Consider the following 18,568-nt stretch of genomic DNA (forward strand, 5'->3'; position numbering starts at 1 on the left):
CGGCGACTCCTACGATAATGCGATGGCAGAGAGTATCAACGGGTTGTACAAAACGGAGGTTATCCACCGCGGGAGCTGGAAAAACCGGACGGAAGTGGAGTTGGCCACGCTGGACTGGGTGGACTGGTACAACAACAGAAGGCTGCTCGGGCGGCTGGGTTACATCCCTCCTACTGAAGCCGAAATGAACTATTACGCTTTGCAATTAGCATCAGAGGAAGCGGCGTAGTATTGCCAAAATTACTCTCTAATAAACTCGGGGTTATTCAGTATTCACTAAAACCGTGACTCCTGCTGTCATAAATGCACGGCTACTTTACCGTCTTGCGCGGTGAAAAAATTGAGATAAAATGACGGAAAATTGTGATAAACGGTCAATTTGCCATGCTACCAGCGCCTCTCACTCATTATGACCCCGACCAGGACCGCAATCTGGCGACGGCGATGCGTCTGGATGCCATGCAGAGCGCGATGGAAACCCCTTTTCATCAGCATCGCAAAGGGCAATTGATCATGGCGCTGCACGGCGGTATCACCTGCGAACTGACTGATGCACTGTTGATGGTACCGCCCCATTGCGCGGTGTGGATCCCGGGCGATACGCCGCACAGTAATCGCGCTACCGTCAATGCCCGCTTCTGCTTCGTGTTTGTGGAGCCCGCTTTTCCGGGGTTACCGGCACGAAGCTGTACCTTATTTATTTCACCGCTGCTGCAACAGCTGATATTGCATTTGGCCGAGCTACCGGGCGATTATGCGCCTGACTCACCCACCGGACGCCTCGCCATCGTCATGCTGGAGCTATTAGGCACGATGCCTGTGGAAAACCTTGCACTGCCCTTTTCTTCCCATCCGCGCATTCGACGCATCACCGATACCCTAAACCAGTCACCCGCCGAGCGCCGCACGCTACCTGCATGGGCCAGCCTGGTCGGCATGAGTGAACGATCGCTTGCCAGACTATTTATCAAAGAAACCGGCATGACCTTTGGTCGCTGGCGACAACGATTACAGCTTATTATTGCCATTCGGGAGTTGGCCTCAGGCACCCGCGTACAGCGGGTGGCGGAAAATCTGGGCTATGACTCTCCCTCGGCTTTTATCACCATGTTCAAAAAAGCGTTGGGCAAACCACCCGGGCAGTATTTTGCTGACGAACGGCAGCAGGACACGGTGCTGCCCGACGGCGACATCTAAACGCACCCGATGAAAGGTTCGTTGATCAACCACTGGCGCAGGCGGCTGCATCAGGCGATCGCGTGGACATGTTCGCCATAGCGCAATGATGGCGCGGGTTGGAAATAACGCGGGCCGTGACGGCGCAATCATGGCGCCGCTTGGGCTTAAGCACCTGTCGTAACGACGCCGCTACGCGCTCACGGTGAAGGCATTCGCCTGAGAAAACACGGGCGGTGAGGGTGAGAAAAGCGTAAATCGCTGCGGTACTTGCGCTCTCTTAGTGATCCTCTCTTTGTGGCCCTCTCTTTCTGACCACCCTTGCGGGCCATCCTGACTGGCCGTCGGGGTGTCGGCACCAAGGCGCCCCCGAGCCTGCGGGCAAAAAAAACCGCGCCAGGATCGGCGCGGTGGTCAGTGGCCATGCTTGCCGGACAGGCTCTCGCCGGCGTGATGAGCAGGCGTGGTTAGGATTTCGCGCCGGCAACGGCGTCTTTGGCCAATTGGGTTATGCGGGCATAATCGCCCTGCTCCAGCGCCTCATTCGGCACCAGCCAGGAGCCACCGATGCACAGCACGCTTTTCAGCGCCAAATAATCACGGTAGTTGGCCGGTGAGATGCCGCCGGTTGGGCAAAAACGCACCTGGGAGAACGGACCGGCAATCGCCTGCAGCGCTTTCACGCCGCCGTTGGCTTCAGCCGGGAAAAATTTGAACTCGCGCAGACCATAATCCATACCCAGCATCAGCTCCGATACGGTGCTAATGCCGGGAATTAACGGAATCGAACCGGCGGTGGCGGCTTTCAATAACGGCTCAGTCAGGCCGGGGCTGATGGCAAACTGCGCACCGGCGGCCGTCACCTCGGCGAGCTGTTCCGCATTCGTCACCATGCCGGCGCCAATAATGGCGTCGGGTACTTCTTTGGCAATGGCGCGGATAGCGTCCATGGCGCAGGGCGTACGCAGCGTCACTTCCAGGACTTTCACGCCGCCGGCCACCAGCGCTTTCGCCAGCGGGACCGCATGCTCAAGTTTCTGAATGACGATGACGGGCACGACCGGCCCGGAGGTCAGGATAGTTTCCGCGCTGGTTTTCCAGTTATTCATGTCTTGCTGACTCCTGTTTACCTTCAATAAAATCACCCTGCCGCGCGCGTGGGCGCACGGCTGAAAATAGGGGCGCGGAACCTGCCCTGACGGCGGTTTGATGCCGTCGGTTACTCGAACTCGTTCCACGACCTTCCGTCGCGGGTAATCATCGCGACGGAGGCGACCGGCCCCCAAGTACCGGCCTGATAAGGTTTGGGCGCGTCATTATCCGCCTCCCAGGCTTCCATAATCGAATCGACCCATTTCCAGGCTTCTTCCACTTCGTCACGGCGGACAAAAAGCGCCTGAATACCGCGCATGGTTTCCAGCAGCAGCCGTTCATAGGCATCGGCCAAATGCTCTTGATTAAAGGTTTCGGTAAAGCTTAAATCCAATTTGGTGGTCTGCAGACGATGTTTATGATCCAAACCCGGCACCTTGTTCAGGATCTGGATATCCATGCCCTCATCCGGCTGCAGACGGATGGTCAATTTGTTCTGCGGCAGCTGCTGATAGGAATCCCGGAACAGGTTAAGCGCCGGATTTTTGAAATAAACCACCACTTCAGAACATTTGGTCGGCAACCGTTTGCCGGTCCGCAGATAAAACGGCACCCCCGCCCAGCGCCAGTTATCGATATCGACGCGGAGGGAAACGAAGGTTTCGGTGCGGCTATTTTTATTGGCGCCCTCTTCTTCCAAATAACCGGGCACCTTCTTCCCCTGCACGAAACCGCCGGTGTATTGACCGCGCACCGTAGTATCACGCACATTGCTGTGATCGATGGGGCGCAGCGAGCGCAACACTTTCACTTTCTCGTCACGGATACGATCGGTGGTCAAATCCGACGGCGGCGACATGGCAATCATGGTCAGGATTTGCAACAGGTGGCTTTGGATCATGTCGCGCATCTGACCGGCTTTGTCGAAATAACCCCAGCGGCCTTCGATGCCGACTTCCTCGGCCACGGTAATCTGCACATGATCGATGGTACGGTTATCCCAATTGGAGGCGAACAGTGAATTGGCAAAGCGCAGCGCCAGCAGGTTCAATACCGTCTCTTTGCCCAGATAATGGTCAATGCGGTAAACCTGACTTTCGTTGAAATATTCCGCAACCTGATCGTTTATCACCCGCGAAGACGCCAAGTCGGTACCCAACGGTTTCTCCATCACGACGCGGCTCGGTTCACTATTCAGCTTCGCCTCACCCAGGCCCTTGCAGATAGCACCAAAAGTGTTTGGCGGCATGGCAAAATAGTTCACCGTTACCCGGGCCTGCTGGTCCAGTTTTTCACCCAACCGGCTGAACTGCTTGGTTTCATCCACATCCAGATTGCAAAAATCCAATCGGCCGCTCAGGGTTTTCCATAACTTGTCGTCAATCGGCTCCTTCATAAAGGTTTCCAGCGCTCCACGCACTACCTTGGTATAGGCCTTGACGTCCCAGTCCGCCCGACCAACGCCGATGATACGGGTTTCTGGATGTAGGGAACCTGCTTTTTCCAACTGATACAACGAGGGCAGCAACTTACGCCGCGCCAGATCGCCTTTCGCGCCAAAAATGACCAGATCACAGGCCTGGGCTATGGATGTTACCGCCATGTTCTTCTCCTCGTGCAGGATTTGTAATTTTATTACATCGTTAGGGTATTTTTTTTGACATCGACCGCTAAAACGTCAAAAATAACGTATCAGCCCCGTTTTTTTTGGCAATTATACCCGCCTTTGTTTTCCAAAGTGTAATTAATTAACAACATTGTGGTTGTCTTACCGCTTTGAAAGTTAGACACAGGTCATACTCTGGCAAAAAACACGACGGGGCTCCCGGTTTCGCTGCCTTTGACTACCGGCTCGTAGTATATTTCATTAAATCGGTAATGATTTCCCCTTTGTGTGAAATCGGCAAAATCCATGAGCTATACACTTATGAACATGCTGGAAAAGATCAATACTCATCTGGAGTTACTGAGTAAATCCGAACGTAAGGTCGCGGAAGTCATCCTGCTCTCCCCTCAAACCGCCATCCATTCCAGCATCGCCATCCTCGCCCGTACGGCCGACGTTAGCGAACCAACCGTCAACCGTTTTTGCCGCCGTTTAGGAAGCAAGGGCTATCCTGATTTTAAATTGCATCTCGCTCAAAGTCCTGGCGAATGGGACGCCGTATGTAAACCGCAATGTGGATGAAGATGATAGCGTGGATTCCTATACCCATAAAATCTTCGAGTCGGCCATGGCCAGTCTGGAGCAGGTGAAGAACAGTCTGGACATCGCCGCGGTCAATCGGGCGGTGGACCTGCTTACCCAGGCCAAAAAGATTTCCTTTTTTGGCCTTGGCGCCTCGGCGGCGGTGGCGCATGATGCGATGAATAAATTTTTCCGTTTTAATATCCCGGTGGTTTACTCGGAGGATATCGTCCTACAGCGCATGAGCTGCATGAATTCCAGCGAAGGCGATGTCGTGGTGCTGATTTCTCATACCGGGCGCACCAAAATGCTGGTAGAACTCTCGGCGCTGGCGAGGGAGAATGATGCGACGGTTATCGCCATTACCTCGCCTCGTTCGCCGCTGGCGCTGGAGGCCTCACTGACCCTGGCGCTGGATGTGCCGGAGGACACCGATATGTTTATGCCGATGACATCGCGTCTGGCGCAATTGACCGTGATCGATGTCCTGGCAACCGGCTTTACGCTGCGGCGCGGCGCAAAATTCCGGGATAACTTGAAACGCGTCAAGGACGCCCTGAAAGAATCGCGCTTTGATAAAACGGAATTAGGACTTTAACGAAGGCCCCCAGGGAAACCTTCGTGCCTTGCGCGGCGGTCGGGCCGTCGCGGTAAGGCTTTTACCAGCAGGGATTACCCGGCGCGGGGACCGGTCAAATGTCTGGCGCCCCGCCGGAGCAGTCTTTTTGTTGCAACAACACCATTGCCCAAGTCAACGGAGTTATCCATGTCCAGACGGCTAAGAAGAACCAAAATTGTTACAACCCTCGGCCCCGCCACCGATCGCGATAATAATCTCGAAAAAGTGATCGCCGCCGGCGCCAACGTTGTACGGCTTAACTTTTCACACGGCAGCGCAGAAGATCATCTCTTGCGCGCGCAGAAAGTGCGCGAAATCTCGGCCCGGCTCGGCCGGCACGTGGCGATACTCGGCGATTTGCAGGGGCCTAAAATCCGCGTTTCGACGTTTCGTGAAGGGAAAATTTTCCTGAACGTCGGCGACAAATTCCTGCTGGATGCCTCACTCGGCCGCGGCGAGGGTGACCGCGAACGGGTGGGCATCGATTATAAGGGCTTGCCCGACGACGTGGTCCCTGGCGATATCCTGCTGCTTGATGATGGGCGCGTGCAGCTCAAGGTGCTCGAGGTTCAGGGTATCCGGGTTTACACCGAGGTGACGGTGGGCGGCCCGCTGTCCAACAACAAGGGCATCAACAAGCTCGGCGGCGGTCTGTCCGCCGAAGCGCTGACCGAGAAAGACAAAGCCGACATCATTACCGCCGCCCGAATCGGCGTCGATTATCTGGCGGTGTCTTTTCCGCGCACCGGTGAAGATCTTAATTATGCCCGCCGTCTGGCTCGTGACGCGGGCAGCTATGCCAAAATCGTCTCGAAAGTCGAGCGCGCCGAAGCCGTGTCGACCGATGAAGCGATGGACGATATCATTCTCGCTTCCGATGTGGTGATGGTCGCCCGCGGTGATTTAGGGGTTGAAATCGGCGACCCGGAACTGGTGGGTATCCAAAAGAAACTGATCCGCCGCGCCCGTACGCTTAATCGCGCCGTCATCACCGCCACGCAAATGATGGAGTCGATGATAACCAATCCGATGCCGACGCGGGCCGAAGTCATGGACGTCGCCAACGCGGTGCTCGACGGCACCGATGCGGTTATGCTCTCGGCCGAGACCGCCGCAGGACAATATCCCGCCGAAACGTTGGCCGCCATGGCCAGCGTCTGCCTGGGTGCGGAGAAAATTCCCAGCATCAATGTGTCCAAACATCGGCTGGACGTGCAATTTGATAATATCGAAGAAGCCATCGCTATGTCGGCGATGTACGCCGCCAACCATCTGAAAGGCATTACCGCCATTATTTCAATGACGGAATCGGGCCGCACCGCGCTCATGATGTCGCGTATCAGCTCGGGTCTGCCGATTTTTGCCCTCTCGCGCCACGAACATACCCTGAATCTGACCGCGCTCTATCGCGGCGTGACGCCGGTCTACTTTGATGGCGACGGTGAAGGCGTGGCGGCGGCCACCCATGCCACCAATCTGCTGCGCGATAAAGGCTTCCTGGTGTCGGGAGACCTGGTGATTATCACGCAGGGTGACGTCATGGACATGGTGGGCACCACCAACACCAGCCGCATTCTGCGCGTGGAATAATCGCCTACCAACGCATCACGGGCCGCTCCCGGCGGCCGTTATGCCTATTGTGGTGGGTCGCGCGCGCATCGCGCGCAGCGCTGACAGCCGCCGCAAAAAGTCATTATTGCGTTTACCGCGTTTCAGCGCGCGTTTTGCCATAGCCTGATAATAGATTTCCAGCACCTCTTCCAACTCCTCGGTGGCAAAGGAGGGCGCGCGCGTTAGCCGCTGATGGTGGGCAATGACCATTTGATCGGCATCGATGAAATAGATTCGCCCGCCTTCATCTACCAAAATATTGCCTATCACGTCGGCGTCATGCATAAACAACCCGCGCGCATTAAGCTGCAGCAGCGCCTTGGTGCGCAGCGCATCCCCTTCCACTTCATCGAACAGGTCTTCCAAGGTACTGCCGGCGATAAATCTCGTGACCAGCACATCGACAGAATCGCCATGTTTGTTAGTCATTACCCCGGCGCGGGCAAAATCAGGCTCATCATTGGCCCTGTTAAGGTAATATTGGGTACGTATAGGATGGGCGTTGGGCAGCGCCGAAAAATTGATCCAGACCTTATCTTTGTTGCGGGGAATTTTCACCACAAACGGGCCAATTTTATAGGCCGACCCATAGGATCCCCGCCCAATCTCTTTCCCTTTGGCAATGACGTGTAGATTGATGGATTTCCCTTTTATTTGCCCCAAAAAGCGGTCAATAGCAGCGATGTCATTGTCGTCTCCCGCTGACAGGGCTCGTGCCGTCTGCGTCGGGAAAGCAGAAGACGCCGCCGTGACGCTACCGGATGACCGGGCCGCTGGCCCAGTTTCAGATGCCGATTTGGCCCTGTGCTGTTTAAAGCGCTCATAGTGGTGTAAAAACGCGCTCGCGTAGCGTTCTTTATCAGTCCCGGTGCTGGCAACACGCAAGATGATTTCCCCATTATGTTCGTTAAAGAGCCGTTTTTTGAGAAATTCAATTTCCTGCTGATTAAATATCGTCCTGGTAATAGGTTTTCCGGCATACATAAGCGTAAGCGTATTAACCTCAAACCCATTATTTTGCCACGCGATGCGGTAATGCTGTCTATGCTCCGCCCTGCTGTGATCCATCATTTTCATGAGACCAAAAAGCGGTCGCCAATGACTCTCTATCGTTTCATCCCATAAGGATTTGGGGTTGTCATAACATAGCAATTGGTGAATGTGCTTATAATCCTCAATTTTACTTTTACCCGAGAAAATACGTCGGCAAAAGTCGGTAAATTTCGCCCGGGCACTGAAAATACACTGGCCATCCTCAGATGTCATTAAATCCTCTATCCGTTCACGCGATATCCTGGCCGTATTACCGCGGGTAGCCAGCGTGATATGCGATCCTCCCATAACACCTCCCCAGATGCGCGACTGCGCCCATAATAATCCTCAATGCGGTGGCGTAAAACCGCTAAAAGCTTCAGCTATGCCGTCGGTTTACCCAAGGGTGCCTTTGCTTAGCGGTAAAGCGGCTCAGCCCGGCAGCTTACGCCCACCGATGAATAAACGTCCGGCTACAGTCTACGATATTGATCTTAGAGCACAGCGATAATAACGGTAAAAGAGTAAATAAATGATCTCGATAATAATCATCGCCGACACCATTGGTTTTTTTAGCAAAGATATAAATGAAACAACAACAGAATTCAGGTTACTTTTGACATCGAGCGGTAATTCCCTTCAACTTTGTTCTCGCTTACCGCTTTAAGGAAATTACCATGCGTCAATATCTGTTCATTCCTTTATGCCTGCTATTATCGGCATGTTCACCCAAAAAATACCCGGTGGCCATGGATGCGATTAGCGCCACGAAAGCGCAGCATATCATTAATGATGTGCAAACACAGGCACAGCAAGGTCGAGGGGAATTAATTGAACAGGTATCACAGTCTTTTCTCGGCACGCCCTATCAAGCCAATACGTTAATTGGCTCAGCGACCGTGCCCGAAAAGTTGGTGGTCGATTTCAACGGCGTCGATTGCTTCACGCTGCTGGATTACGTGCACGCGTTGAGCCAGTCGGCAAGCAAGGCGGATTTTCTCGATCGTCTAGTGAAAACCCGTTACAAAAAGGGCAAGGTGTCCTTTGTTAACCGCAAACATTTCTTCTCGGATTGGTTTGCCAGTCAACCGCGAAATGCGCTGGACGTGACCGCGCAAATCAGTCCCAAGGCCGTGGTGGTCCATAAGCAACTGAATCTAAAAGCAGACGTCGGTCGATTCATTCCCGCAATCGGTATTTTCGAGCGGGACATCACCTACATTCCTGCCAACGCGTTGGATCAGAGCGCGCTTGATGCGATCCATTCAGGCGACTATATCGGCATATATTCCAAACTGAACGGGCTTGATGTTTCCCATGTGGGCATCGCCATCCGCATAGGGGATCAGCTCTATTATCGTAATGCCTCGTCTTTGCAGCGCAACCGCAAAGTGGTTGACACCCCTTTTATGGACTACATGCACAACAAACCCGGTATCGTGGTGTTGCGCGCATTGTAAACGCTGTCGCGCCATCCTGCTCGGGTGAGCTCATGCCGAGAGGCCGACGCTGGCGCCAGTGGCCTATGCCAATGCGTCCTCCATGGTCTTAGCCCCCTTTCTGCGGCGGATCCTCTTTTCCAGTCAGACTGAGCCAGCCGCGGCGATGCGGTTATCACTGTCGGCAGCGATGCGGTTATCGCTACCGGCGGCGATGCGGTTATCACTGTCGGCAGCGATGCGGTTATCGCTACCGGCAGCGATGCGGTTATCGCTACCGGCGGCGATGCGGTTATCGCTACCGGCGGCGATGCGGTTATCGCTACCGGCGGCGTCTTGCTGCGACCCCGCCGCTAGCCGGGACGCAGCCAGCATGGGTGCCGCTGCCACGTTGATGTCGCGGCGCAGTACGACATCTTGGACCGGGACGCAGGGCTACAACTGCCATGCCATGGCGGCTTAGCGCCGAGAGGAGGAAAGACGCCCGCCGGCGCCGTCCTGGCCGTAAATGCCCCTCGTTAAGCAACAAGTTCAACCCGCTTTAAACAGCCTCGGATAATTCCGCCCCCTTCCCCGCACACCCGTTATTATTTGCTGCCAAATACGCGATTATTGCCTACGTTCACCGACGCCGCGATAGGGATACCCCCGAGTCGGGCAGCCCTGCCCGTGGCAGATCATTGCTTGAGCGACTGATGGTGACGCCACCAGCGGCGCGCTATGTGCAGGATCGTGCCTGCCTGAAGTAAACCGGGACTCAACGAGCCCTCAATTGATAATGAATCTCATTCCCACTCATAATAAAATCTTTTTTTGTTACCGCTCTCGGTCAATTTGAAATAAAAGATGGAAATAGTCAGAAAAAACAGTCTGGAAGAAATCAACGGGACCATTCCCGTCCCTAGGGGAAAAGGCAGTTTTTTTAGGAAACTGTTCGCTTTTTCCGGGCCCGGCGCGTTGGTCGCGGTAGGCTATATGGATCCCGGTAACTGGATTACCTCTATTCAGGGGGGGGGGGCGCTGTATAGTTATCTTCTGCTGTCGGTGATTTTGATTTCCAGTCTTATTGCCATGTTGCTGCAGGTGATGTGCGCCAAACTGGGCATTGTGACGGGGATGGATTTAGCGCAGGCCACGAAAGCCCTGGTCGGCAAACGCACCGCCGTCGTGCTATGGATCACCACCGAATTAGCGATTATCGCAACGGAAATCGCCGAGGTTATCGGTAGCGCCATCGCTTTGAATCTGCTTTTCAAGATCACGCTATTGCTCGGGGTGATTATTACCGTGCTGGACGTTTTTCTGCTGTTGGCCTTGATGAAATTCGGCATCCGAAAAATTGAGGCGCTGGTTTTTACTTTGATCGCCACTATTTTTGTTATTTTTGCCTATGAGGTGGCACTGGCCAACCCCGATCTCGGCCAAATCGTACGCGCGTTCATCCCGCAAAGCGATATCCTCACCGCAAAGGTGGCGGGCGGCGATTCCGCTTTCTTTATCGCGCTGGGTATCGTCGGCGCCACGGTGATGCCGCATAATTTATACCTGCACTCTTCCATTGTGCAATCGCGTCAATACGATCGCAGCGATGAACGGGCACTGAAAGAAGCGATCCGCTATGCCACCATAGATTCCAATGTGCAACTAGGCTTCTCATTCATTATCAATTGCCTGCTTCTTATTCTTGGTGCCGCGCTGTTTTTCGGCAAAAACCCGGATGATATCGGCCGCTTCGCCCAGCTGTACGACGCCCTGCAAGATAGCGCTATGGTCGGCGCCATTGCCAGCTCTACCCTGGCCACCTTGTTTGCGGTCGCGCTGCTGGCGTCAGGTCAGAATGCCACCATCACGGGGACCTTGACCGGGCAAATCGTTATGGAAGGCTTCATCAATTTCCGTCTGCCGCTGTGGCAGCGGCGCATGATTACCCGCCTGATTGCCATTATGCCGGTGGTAGCGTGTATCTATTGGTGGGGAGATAAAGGAGATGTGGTTGAGAAGTTGCTGGTCTACACCCAGGTCTTTTTGAGCATCGCCCTGCCGATTTCTATGGTGCCCTTGCTGTATTTAACGTCGTCTAAAAAGCGCATGGGCAAATTTGTCAATTGCCCGCCGTTTATTGTCCTCGGCTGGCTGGCGACCGCGATATTGCTGGTATTGAATATTCAACTCATCATTGAAACAGTGCGTATGCTGTTTAATTGAGCAACAGCGCAACCGGCGGGCCACCGCCCGGCCGCCGGGTGCGCGCAGGCGCAGCGGCCGCCCGCGGGCAGCGGCGGACGGCCTAGGATAGCCCTCAGCGCGACGGCCGTTTATAGGGGTTGGGATCGCCGGGCTTGCGGGTTTTAAGGAGTTTCAGCACCCAGGTGTATTGCTCTGGATTCGGGCGCACCAGTGTTTCCACCGCTTCATTCATACGCCGCGCCACGGTGGCCTCATCGGCGTCCGTGAGATCCGCCATCGGCGGCAGAAGATGGATATGCAGCAGGCTGGTGTTGCCGTCATAGACCGGGAATAACGGCACGACGGTAGCGCGGCAGACTTTCATCAGGCGGCCGATAGCCGGCAGCGTCGCTTTGTAGGTGGCAAAAAAATCGACAAATTCACTGTGCTCAGCGCCGTGGTCCTGATCCGGCAGATAATAGCCCCAATAACCTTGACGCACGGAGCTGATAAAAGGTTTGATGCCATCATTGCGGGCGTGCATACGACCACCGAACCTGCGCCGCACGCGGTTCCACATGTAATCCACCAGCTCATTGCGCTGATTATGGAACATGGCCGCCATTTTCTGGCCGCGCGCCGCCATCAGCATCGCCGGCACGTCCACTGCCCAGCCGTGAGGCACCAAAAAGATGACATTGCGCTCCTCTTCCTGCAGGCGCTGGATCAATCCATCGCCGTGCCAACGCACCCGCGCCAGGACCCGCCTGGGATCGCGGCAGGCCAGTTCGGCCATCAGAATGGTGGACTGTGTGACACAGGCGAACATGTCGTCAATGATGGTTTCCCGCTGCGGCGTGTCGATTTCCGGCAGGCAGTAGGCCAGGTTGACCTGGGCGCGAAAACGCGCTTTGTGGGCAACGCGGCCGACCGCCCGGCCCAGCGCCCCCAGAACGGGATCGCGCAGCCGCGCTGGGATCCAGGCGGCTGCGGCAATAGCGCCTATTCCCAGCCATACGCCCCAGTAACGTGGCGCATAAAATGCGCTTTTGAAGGTTGGGATGAACTCTGTCTGTCCCTTTTTTGTCTTTTCCATGCCTTTCTCACTGCTGTTAAACGCGCCCATGTTGCGGTTGACCGCATTATAAAGAAAAAAAGCAGCCGATGCAGGATCGGCTGCTGAGGGCGTCATATCAATTTAACTGCAGCTGGGGCAGCATTTGTTTGACCTGGGCGAGATACTCGGCGCGATCGCGGCCGGTCAGACCTTCGGTGCGCGGCAGTTTAGCGGTCAGCGGATTGACCGCCTGCTGGTTGATCCACACCTCATAATGCAGATGGGGGCCGGTGAAGCGGCCGGTATTGCCGGACAAGGCGATACGATCGCCGCGCTTCACTTTCTGTCCCGGTTTCACCAGCAGTTTTTTCAGGTGCATATAGCGGGTCATATACTGACGACCGTGACGGATAGCCACATAGTTACCGGCGGCGCCATCGCGTTTGCTGACCATCACCTCGCCGTCGCCTACCGCCAGCACCGGCGTGCCGACCGGCACGGCGAAATCGACGCCGCGATGCGGCGCAATGCGCCCGGTAACGGGGTTAAGCCGGCGCGGGTTGAAATTGGAGGAGACGCGGAATTGTTTCACGGTAGGAAAACGCATAAAACCCCGGGCCAGCCCGGCGGCATCGCGGTTATAGAATTTACCGTCCTCGGCGCGAAAGGCGTAATAATCCTTGCCGCCGGTACGCAAGCGCACGCCGAGTAATTGGCTTTGGGCGCTCTTGCCGTCCAGCATCTCCCTTGAGGTCAGAACCGAGAACTGATCGCCTTTACGCAGCTTGCGAAAATCCAGCTGCCACTGCAGGGCTTTAATCACCGCGTTGATATCGCCGCCGGTCAGGCCAGCGGCGCGGGCGCTGGTGACAAAACTGCCGTCGAGCTGGCCGGTCAGGGTCGTATTGCGCCACTCGCCGGTCATATTGGCGATACTTTCCTTAAAGCCGCCGTCAATGCGGTCATAGGTGCGCGTCTCGCGGCGGGAAACATCCCAGGTCAGGCGCTGCAGGTCGCCATCGGCGGTCAGCGTCCAGGAGAGGGACTGGCCTATCTTCAGATTGCGCAACGCGGGATTTTGCCGGGCCAGCGCGGTAACGTCGGCAATATCAATGCCGTACTGGGTGAGGACGCTGCTAAGGGTATCGCCGGTGGAGATAACATATTCATGCACGCCGGCCTCCCCTTCCACGCGTTCGTCCAGCTCATCCTTGGGGATATCTTCGTCGCTGTCCGGGGTAGTCTGGTCGAGGGGTTCACTGGCCTCGGGGGTCAGCTCGCGCAATTGGTGGTCTTCCAGCGGGATGATACGGCTGTTGGGCTGTTCCACTACCGGGGAATAAATATAAGGTCGCCAAACGGCGACGGCCAGTGTGACGATGGTTAACGACCCCAGCATGACGCGGTGGGGTCGCGGCAGATGATTAAACGCCAGGGCGAAAGAGCGGGCTATCTGCTGCACTAATGACTATCCTCATGTGTTCTTTTCCAGGCAGCTCACGTACTGGTTCGACAGTTGCAACAGGAAGCGCGCGTAGCTTTCCTTGTCCAAAGCGATACCTATTCCCAGCGGGTCCAGGGTGCCTATATGCACGTTTGTCCCGCGGGCGACGGCGTTGATAACGGCTGGCCTGAATTGTGGCTCAGCAAAAATACAGGTCGCTTTTTGCTCAACCAACTGTGTTCTGATGTTATGTAAAGCCTGCGCGCCGGGCTGTATTTCGGGATTGACAGTGAAATATCCTAACGGCGTCAGGCCATAGTATGTTTCAAAATACCCATACGCATCGTGGAATACGTAATACCCTTTAGCGCGAACGGGTGCCAGCATTGTAGCGATATTTTTGTCATTTTTTGTCAAGACGCCGTTGAAAATGCGCAGATTATCGTCCAAAAGTTGTTTCTTTTCGGGCATTAACTCCACTAGACGGTCATGTATTGCCGCCGCCGCGCGCTGAGCGATGGCCGGCGACAGCCACAGATGCATATTATATTCGCCGTGGTGGTGACCGTGTTCGTGACCGCCATCCGAGCTATGCTCATGATTTTTATGCACTCCCTCGCCGCCTTTTTGCAACAGCGGCGTGACGGTCGGCAGGCTTGCCAGGGTAATACGGCGATTGGCGGGCATTGAGGAGGCGGGACCGGATAAAAATGCCTCCAGCTCCGGCCCGACCCAGACCAATACATCCGCTTTTTTCAAGCGCAGCGCATCCGTGGGTCGCAATGCATAATCATGAGGGGAGGCGCCATCGGGTAAAATCACCTCCACCGGCATCACGCCATCGGCAACGGCGGCGGCGATAAACCCCAACGGACGGATAGAGGTGACGACCGCGGCCTGGGCATGCACACCGGCCAAGACCCCCAATGCGGCACCCCACAAGGCGAGACGGCAGATACGGAAAACAGGGCGCAACAGGGCGGCGGAAAGGGAAGCGGGCATGGCAATAAACTCATCGGTAACGAAGCGGATTGTTATGTTATAATAACGCGCCAATTTAACAACCGTAATCATCATGCCCGATTTGGTAACCCTTGAACACATTGCCGTCGCCTTCGGCCGGAAAGCGGTACTGCACGATATCTCTTTTACCCTGCGCCACGGACACATCCTCACTCTGCTCGGCCCGAACGGCGCCGGTAAGTCGACACTGGTGCGCATAGTGCTCGGCCTTATTGCCCCCGACAGCGGTACCCTCACGCGCCAGCCCAAACTGCGTATGGGTTATGTGCCGCAGAAAATTCATCTGGATCCCACGCTGCCGTTAACGGTTGAACGCTTTATGCGTCTGCGGCCGGGAGTGAAGAAAAGCGATATTGACCCGGCGCTCGCCCGGGTGCAGGCGCAGCAGTTGCGCGATGCGCCAATGCAGAAGCTGTCCGGCGGGGAAATGCAGCGAGTGCTGCTGGCGCGCGCCCTGCTTAACTCGCCACAGCTCCTGGTGCTTGACGAGCCTACTCAAGGCGTGGACGTCAACGGTCAGGTGGCGCTGTATGATTTAATCGACAACCTTCGCCGCACGCTCGGTTGCGGCGTATTAATGGTGTCCCACGATTTACATCTGGTGATGGCGAAAACTGATGAAGTGCTGTGCCTTAATCGGCATATTTGCTGCTCCGGCACGCCGGAAGTGGTCTCGGCCCACCCGGATTTCATCGCCATGTTCGGCTATCGAGAATCGTCGCAGCTCGCCATTTATCGCCATCATCATAATCATCGCCACGATTTGCAGGGTGAAGTGATGCCGGCCGCGCAGCCGCACGGAGAGTGCCGCCATGATTGAATTATTGCTGCCCGGCTGGTGTGCCGGCGTGCTGCTTTCGCTGGCGGCGGGTCCGCTCGGCGCCTTTGTGGTCTGGCGCAAGATGTCGTATTTTGGTGATACCCTCGCCCACGCTTCACTCTTGGGCGTCGCTTTCGGTTTATTGCTGAACATCAATCCGTTTTATGCGGTGATTGCGGTCACGCTGGCCCTGGCCCTTGGACTGGTGTGGCTGGAACGCTTTCCGCAACTGGCTATCGACACTCTGCTGGGCATTCTGGCGCACGGGTCGCTGTCGCTGGGTCTGGTGGTGGTTAGCCTGATGCAAGGGGTGCGGGTAGACCTGATGGCATACCTGTTTGGCGATTTGCTGGCGGTCACGCCGCAGGATATCGCGCTAGTGGCCGTCGGGGTCGCGGTGGTATTGACCCTTATCTTGTGGCAATGGCGTGCGCTGTTGTCCGTCACCGTCAGTCCTGAATTGGCCCACGTCGACGGGATCCGCCTGCCCCGCATCAAACTGTTATTGATGCTGGTCACGGCGCTGACCATCGGGCTGGCGATGAAATTTGTCGGCGCATTGATCATTACATCATTGCTTATTATCCCCGCCGCCGCCGCCCGCCGTTGCGCGCGTAGCCCGGAGCAAATGGCGGTCTTTGCCACCCTGGCCGGCGCGCTGGCGGTCACCGGTGGGCTGGCGTTTTCCGCGCTCTACGATACCCCGGCCGGTCCGTCCGTGGTGCTGTGCGCCTCGGTGCTGTTCCTGCTCAGCCTGACGCTGAAAACGCGCTCATAAGCCGCGTTCGCGCGCGCAGGTCACCCCGCCGCCGAGCGGGGCAAAACCGCGATAGATCGCAGGCCGGGGCTGTGCCGTGCGGCGTTATTCGGGATCGCCGCCGTGTCCCTCAAGCCCGAAGTGGCGGTAAGCATGGACGGTGGCGATGCGCCCGCGCGGGGTGCGTTGAATGAACCCCTGCTGAATCAAAAACGGCTCCAGCACGTCTTCTATCGTCTCCCGCTCCTCGCCAATCGCCGCCGCCAGGTTATCCAACCCGACCGGCCCACCGACAAATTTATCGATAATGGCCAGCAGCAGCTTGCGGTCCATGAAATCGAACCCTTCGGTATCGACATTCAGCATATTTAGCGCGCTCACCGCCACATCATCGGTGATGTGGCCCGCGGCCCGCACTTCAGCGAAGTCACGCACTCGACGCAGCAGCCGGTTGGCGATGCGCGGCGTGCCGCGCGCCCGACGGGCGATTTCTTGCGCGCCGCCTTCGGTGATATTCAGCGCCAGGCAGGCGGCACTGCGGCTGACAATATGCTGCAAATCTTTCGTCTGGTAAAACTCCAGCCGCTGCACAATACCAAAACGATCGCGCAGCGGCGGCGTCAGCGAGCCGGCGCGGGTGGTGGCCCCCACCAGCGTAAACGGCGGCAGCTCGATTTTAATTGAGCGGGCGGCCGGCCCCTCGCCTATCATGATATCCAGCTGATAGTCCTCCATGGCTGGATACAGCACTTCTTCCACTACCGGCGACAGTCGGTGGATTTCATCGATGAATAACACGTCATGGGGTTCGAGGTTGGTCAGCATCGCCGCCAGATCGCCGGCTTTTTCCAGCACCGGCCCCGAGGTGGTGCGCAGATTAACCCCCATCTCATTGGCGACAATGTTCGCCAGTGTGGTTTTACCCAGCCCCGGCGGCCCGGAGATCAACAGATGATCGAGCGCGTCACCGCGCATTTTCGCCGCCTGGATGAAGATCTCCATCTGCTCGCGCACGTGCGGCTGGCCGATATAGTCTTCCAGTTTTTTCGGGCGGATAGCGCGGTCGATAACCTCTTCCGGGGTCACCACGTCGGCACTCATCAGTCGATCGGCTTCTATCATCCTCTACCTCACAGCGCGGCGCGCAGCGCATCGCGGATAAGCATCTCACAATCAGCACCGGCGCTCGCTACTTTGCTTACCATCCGGCTTGCCTCCTGCGGTTTATAACCCAGCGCCACCAGAGCGGCAACCGCTTCACTCTCGGGATCGACCGGCGGGGTCTGCACATCAATGGCGGCAGGCGTTTCACCCGCACCCTGTGGCGCAAACAGATCGCCGGACAAGCCTTTAAACCTGTCCTTCATTTCCACCACCAACCGTTCCGCGGTCTTTTTACCGACGCCGGGCAATTTCACCAGCGCGTTGATTTCCTGGCGTTCCACGGCGCTGACAAACTGTTGCGCCGACATACCGGACAAAATCGCCAGCGCCAGCTTCGGCCCGACCCCGTTCACTTTAATCAGTTCGCGAAACAGCACCCGTTCCTGCTTATGGATAAAACCAAACAGCAGTTGGGCGTCCTCGCGCACCACGAAATGGGTGAAGATGACCGCCTCCTGGCCGGTCTCCGGCAGGGCATAGAAACAGGTCATCGGCATAAAGACCTCATACCCTACCCCATGGGTTTCCAACAGCACCTGCGGCGGCTGTTTTTCCAGAATGATGCCTCTGAGACGTCCGATCACCTCGACCTTCCTTTACGCGTCAGGTTATTGCTTATGATGGTTATGCTTATAACATAATAAAGGCTGGATGGATATCCAGCCTGAAGGCTAACACGCCACCGCCGACCGCTACCGCAGCCGGCCGCACGCCAAATTCAGCCCGCCGCTGCCCATACGCAGAGCATTCTGGCTTATATCTTGATCATTGACTTTCAAAGGTTAATGATCCCCAACTGATCATTGGGATGTTACCGGTGAGTTTGTACTCTGCCTTAAGCTTACAGCTTGTATGAATCACCCCGGATAAATTAGAGTCTATACTTTAAAAGTGGAGGTCTCTATGACAACGACCAAACGTTACTCTCCGGAAGTCCGTGAACGGGCAGTTAATCTAGTGCTGGAAACTCAGCATGAGCA

General features: G+C 56.1%; 16 protein-coding genes and 1 pseudogene. 8 read left to right on the top strand and 9 right to left on the bottom strand.

The features are described 5' to 3' along the window. Both CINSTRO3249_RS03390 and CINSTRO3249_RS03395 read left to right on the top strand, forming a co-directional pair. The coding region (locus CINSTRO3249_RS03390; protein WP_143146879.1) for an integrase core domain-containing protein at window positions 1–229 on the top strand (229 nt) is incomplete at its 5' end. Window positions 230–384: 155 nt separating this feature from the next. Further along, a complete protein-coding gene (locus tag CINSTRO3249_RS03395) occupies window positions 385–1,197 on the top strand; it encodes an AraC family transcriptional regulator (RefSeq protein ID WP_074012200.1) in 813 nt (270 codons plus the stop codon). A gap of 446 nt (window positions 1,198–1,643) precedes the next feature. Here the strand turns inward: CINSTRO3249_RS03395 and CINSTRO3249_RS03400 are convergent, their stop codons facing one another. Then, on the bottom strand, window positions 1,644–2,285 hold the full coding sequence (locus CINSTRO3249_RS03400) for a bifunctional 4-hydroxy-2-oxoglutarate aldolase/2-dehydro-3-deoxy-phosphogluconate aldolase (RefSeq protein WP_074012188.1): 642 nt from the start codon (window positions 2,283–2,285) through the stop codon (window positions 1,644–1,646). Window positions 2,286–2,395: 110 nt separating this feature from the next. Next, window positions 2,396–3,871: a glucose-6-phosphate dehydrogenase gene (gene zwf / locus CINSTRO3249_RS03405; protein WP_074012189.1), complete on the bottom strand. Its 1,476-nt coding sequence runs from the start codon at window positions 3,869–3,871 to the stop codon at window positions 2,396–2,398. Window positions 3,872–4,195: 324 nt separating this feature from the next. Between zwf and CINSTRO3249_RS03410 the strand changes: the two are divergent. Continuing rightward, window positions 4,196–5,054 (top strand): annotated as a pseudogene (locus tag CINSTRO3249_RS03410) (MurR/RpiR family transcriptional regulator). A gap of 168 nt (window positions 5,055–5,222) precedes the next feature. Further along, the gene (gene pyk / locus CINSTRO3249_RS03415) at window positions 5,223–6,665 is read left to right on the top strand and encodes a pyruvate kinase (protein WP_074012190.1); all 1,443 of its coding nucleotides are present in this window, start codon (window positions 5,223–5,225) and stop codon (window positions 6,663–6,665) included. 15 nt (window positions 6,666–6,680) lie between these two features. On the opposite strand, the gene CINSTRO3249_RS03420 is transcribed toward pyk, so the two are convergent. Next, window positions 6,681–8,027 (bottom strand): BUD32 family EKC/KEOPS complex subunit, encoded by a 1,347-nt coding sequence (locus CINSTRO3249_RS03420; RefSeq protein WP_125933107.1) that lies wholly within the window; start codon window positions 8,025–8,027, stop codon window positions 6,681–6,683. 368 nt (window positions 8,028–8,395) lie between these two features. Here CINSTRO3249_RS03420 and CINSTRO3249_RS03425 point away from each other — a divergent pair, with 368 nt between their 5' ends. Further along, a complete protein-coding gene (locus CINSTRO3249_RS03425; RefSeq protein ID WP_074012192.1) occupies window positions 8,396–9,178 on the top strand; it encodes a DUF1460 domain-containing protein in 783 nt (260 codons plus the stop codon). 123 nt (window positions 9,179–9,301) lie between these two features. Here CINSTRO3249_RS03425 and CINSTRO3249_RS03430 read toward each other — a convergent pair whose 3' ends face one another. Beyond that, window positions 9,302–9,547, bottom strand: a complete 246-nt coding sequence (locus CINSTRO3249_RS03430; RefSeq protein ID WP_125933108.1) for a hypothetical protein — start codon at window positions 9,545–9,547, stop codon at window positions 9,302–9,304. A gap of 456 nt (window positions 9,548–10,003) precedes the next feature. Between CINSTRO3249_RS03430 and CINSTRO3249_RS03435 the strand changes: the two genes are divergently transcribed. Then, complete coding sequence (locus CINSTRO3249_RS03435; RefSeq protein WP_074012194.1) at window positions 10,004–11,362, top strand: Nramp family divalent metal transporter; 1,359 nt, start codon at window positions 10,004–10,006, stop codon at window positions 11,360–11,362. Window positions 11,363–11,456: 94 nt separating this feature from the next. On the opposite strand, the gene lpxM is transcribed toward CINSTRO3249_RS03435, so the two are convergent. The 3 genes from lpxM to znuA all read right to left on the bottom strand — a co-directional run bounded on the left by lpxM (window position 11,457) and on the right by znuA (window position 14,994). Continuing rightward, window positions 11,457–12,419 carry a lauroyl-Kdo(2)-lipid IV(A) myristoyltransferase gene (lpxM, locus tag CINSTRO3249_RS03440; protein ID WP_074012201.1) on the bottom strand — a complete coding sequence of 321 codons (963 nt, stop codon included), beginning with the start codon at window positions 12,417–12,419 and terminating at the stop codon, window positions 11,457–11,459. Between the two features lie 97 nt (window positions 12,420–12,516). After that, the gene (mepM, locus tag CINSTRO3249_RS03445) at window positions 12,517–13,842 is read right to left on the bottom strand and encodes a murein DD-endopeptidase MepM (protein ID WP_074012195.1); all 1,326 of its coding nucleotides are present in this window, start codon (window positions 13,840–13,842) and stop codon (window positions 12,517–12,519) included. Between the two features lie 12 nt (window positions 13,843–13,854). Then, window positions 13,855–14,994, bottom strand: coding sequence for a zinc ABC transporter substrate-binding protein ZnuA (gene znuA, locus CINSTRO3249_RS03450; RefSeq protein ID WP_371441362.1), 1,140 nt, complete (start codon window positions 14,992–14,994; stop codon window positions 13,855–13,857). Here znuA and znuC point away from each other — a divergent pair. Together znuC and znuB are read left to right on the top strand one after the other, a co-directional pair. Beyond that, window positions 14,900–15,667: a zinc ABC transporter ATP-binding protein ZnuC gene (znuC, locus tag CINSTRO3249_RS03455; protein ID WP_074012196.1), complete on the top strand. Its 768-nt coding sequence runs from the start codon at window positions 14,900–14,902 to the stop codon at window positions 15,665–15,667. The genes znuA and znuC overlap by 95 nt on opposite strands. After that, on the top strand, window positions 15,660–16,445 hold the full coding sequence (gene znuB, locus CINSTRO3249_RS03460; RefSeq protein ID WP_074012197.1) for a zinc ABC transporter permease subunit ZnuB: 786 nt from the start codon (window positions 15,660–15,662) through the stop codon (window positions 16,443–16,445). Before znuC ends, znuB begins: the two co-directional genes overlap by 8 nt. 84 nt (window positions 16,446–16,529) lie before the next feature. On the opposite strand, the gene ruvB is transcribed toward znuB, so the two are convergent. Together ruvB and ruvA are read right to left on the bottom strand one after the other, a co-directional pair. Further along, window positions 16,530–17,546, bottom strand: a complete 1,017-nt coding sequence (gene ruvB / locus CINSTRO3249_RS03465; RefSeq protein WP_074012198.1) for a Holliday junction branch migration DNA helicase RuvB — start codon at window positions 17,544–17,546, stop codon at window positions 16,530–16,532. Between the two features lie 8 nt (window positions 17,547–17,554). Then, a complete protein-coding gene (gene ruvA / locus CINSTRO3249_RS03470) occupies window positions 17,555–18,172 on the bottom strand; it encodes a Holliday junction branch migration protein RuvA (protein WP_074012199.1) in 618 nt (205 codons plus the stop codon). Window positions 18,173–18,568: the final 396 nt, after the last annotated feature.

This window comes from Candidatus Sodalis sp. SoCistrobi (genome assembly GCF_900143145.1).
GTDB lineage: Bacteria > Pseudomonadota > Gammaproteobacteria > Enterobacterales > Enterobacteriaceae > SoCistrobi.

What these genes read in the sequence shown, in the direction of transcription:
- CINSTRO3249_RS03395 (WP_074012200.1), top strand. Translation starts at nt 385, where the DNA reads ATGCTACCAGCGCCTCTCACTCATTATGACCCCGACCAGGACCGCAAT.
- CINSTRO3249_RS03400 (WP_074012188.1), bottom strand. Translation starts at nt 2,285, where the DNA reads ATGAATAACTGGAAAACCAGCGCGGAAACTATCCTGACCTCCGGGCCG.
- zwf (WP_074012189.1), bottom strand. Translation starts at nt 3,871, where the DNA reads ATGGCGGTAACATCCATAGCCCAGGCCTGTGATCTGGTCATTTTTGGC.
- pyk (WP_074012190.1), top strand. Translation starts at nt 5,223, where the DNA reads ATGTCCAGACGGCTAAGAAGAACCAAAATTGTTACAACCCTCGGCCCC.
- CINSTRO3249_RS03420 (WP_125933107.1), bottom strand. Translation starts at nt 8,027, where the DNA reads ATGGGAGGATCGCATATCACGCTGGCTACCCGCGGTAATACGGCCAGG.
- CINSTRO3249_RS03425 (WP_074012192.1), top strand. Translation starts at nt 8,396, where the DNA reads ATGCGTCAATATCTGTTCATTCCTTTATGCCTGCTATTATCGGCATGT.
- CINSTRO3249_RS03435 (WP_074012194.1), top strand. Translation starts at nt 10,004, where the DNA reads ATGGAAATAGTCAGAAAAAACAGTCTGGAAGAAATCAACGGGACCATT.
- lpxM (WP_074012201.1), bottom strand. Translation starts at nt 12,419, where the DNA reads ATGGAAAAGACAAAAAAGGGACAGACAGAGTTCATCCCAACCTTCAAA.
- znuC (WP_074012196.1), top strand. Translation starts at nt 14,900, where the DNA reads ATGCCCGATTTGGTAACCCTTGAACACATTGCCGTCGCCTTCGGCCGG.
- znuA (WP_371441362.1), bottom strand. Translation starts at nt 14,994, where the DNA reads ATGTGTCCGTGGCGCAGGGTAAAAGAGATATCGTGCAGTACCGCTTTC.
- znuB (WP_074012197.1), top strand. Translation starts at nt 15,660, where the DNA reads ATGATTGAATTATTGCTGCCCGGCTGGTGTGCCGGCGTGCTGCTTTCG.
- ruvB (WP_074012198.1), bottom strand. Translation starts at nt 17,546, where the DNA reads ATGATAGAAGCCGATCGACTGATGAGTGCCGACGTGGTGACCCCGGAA.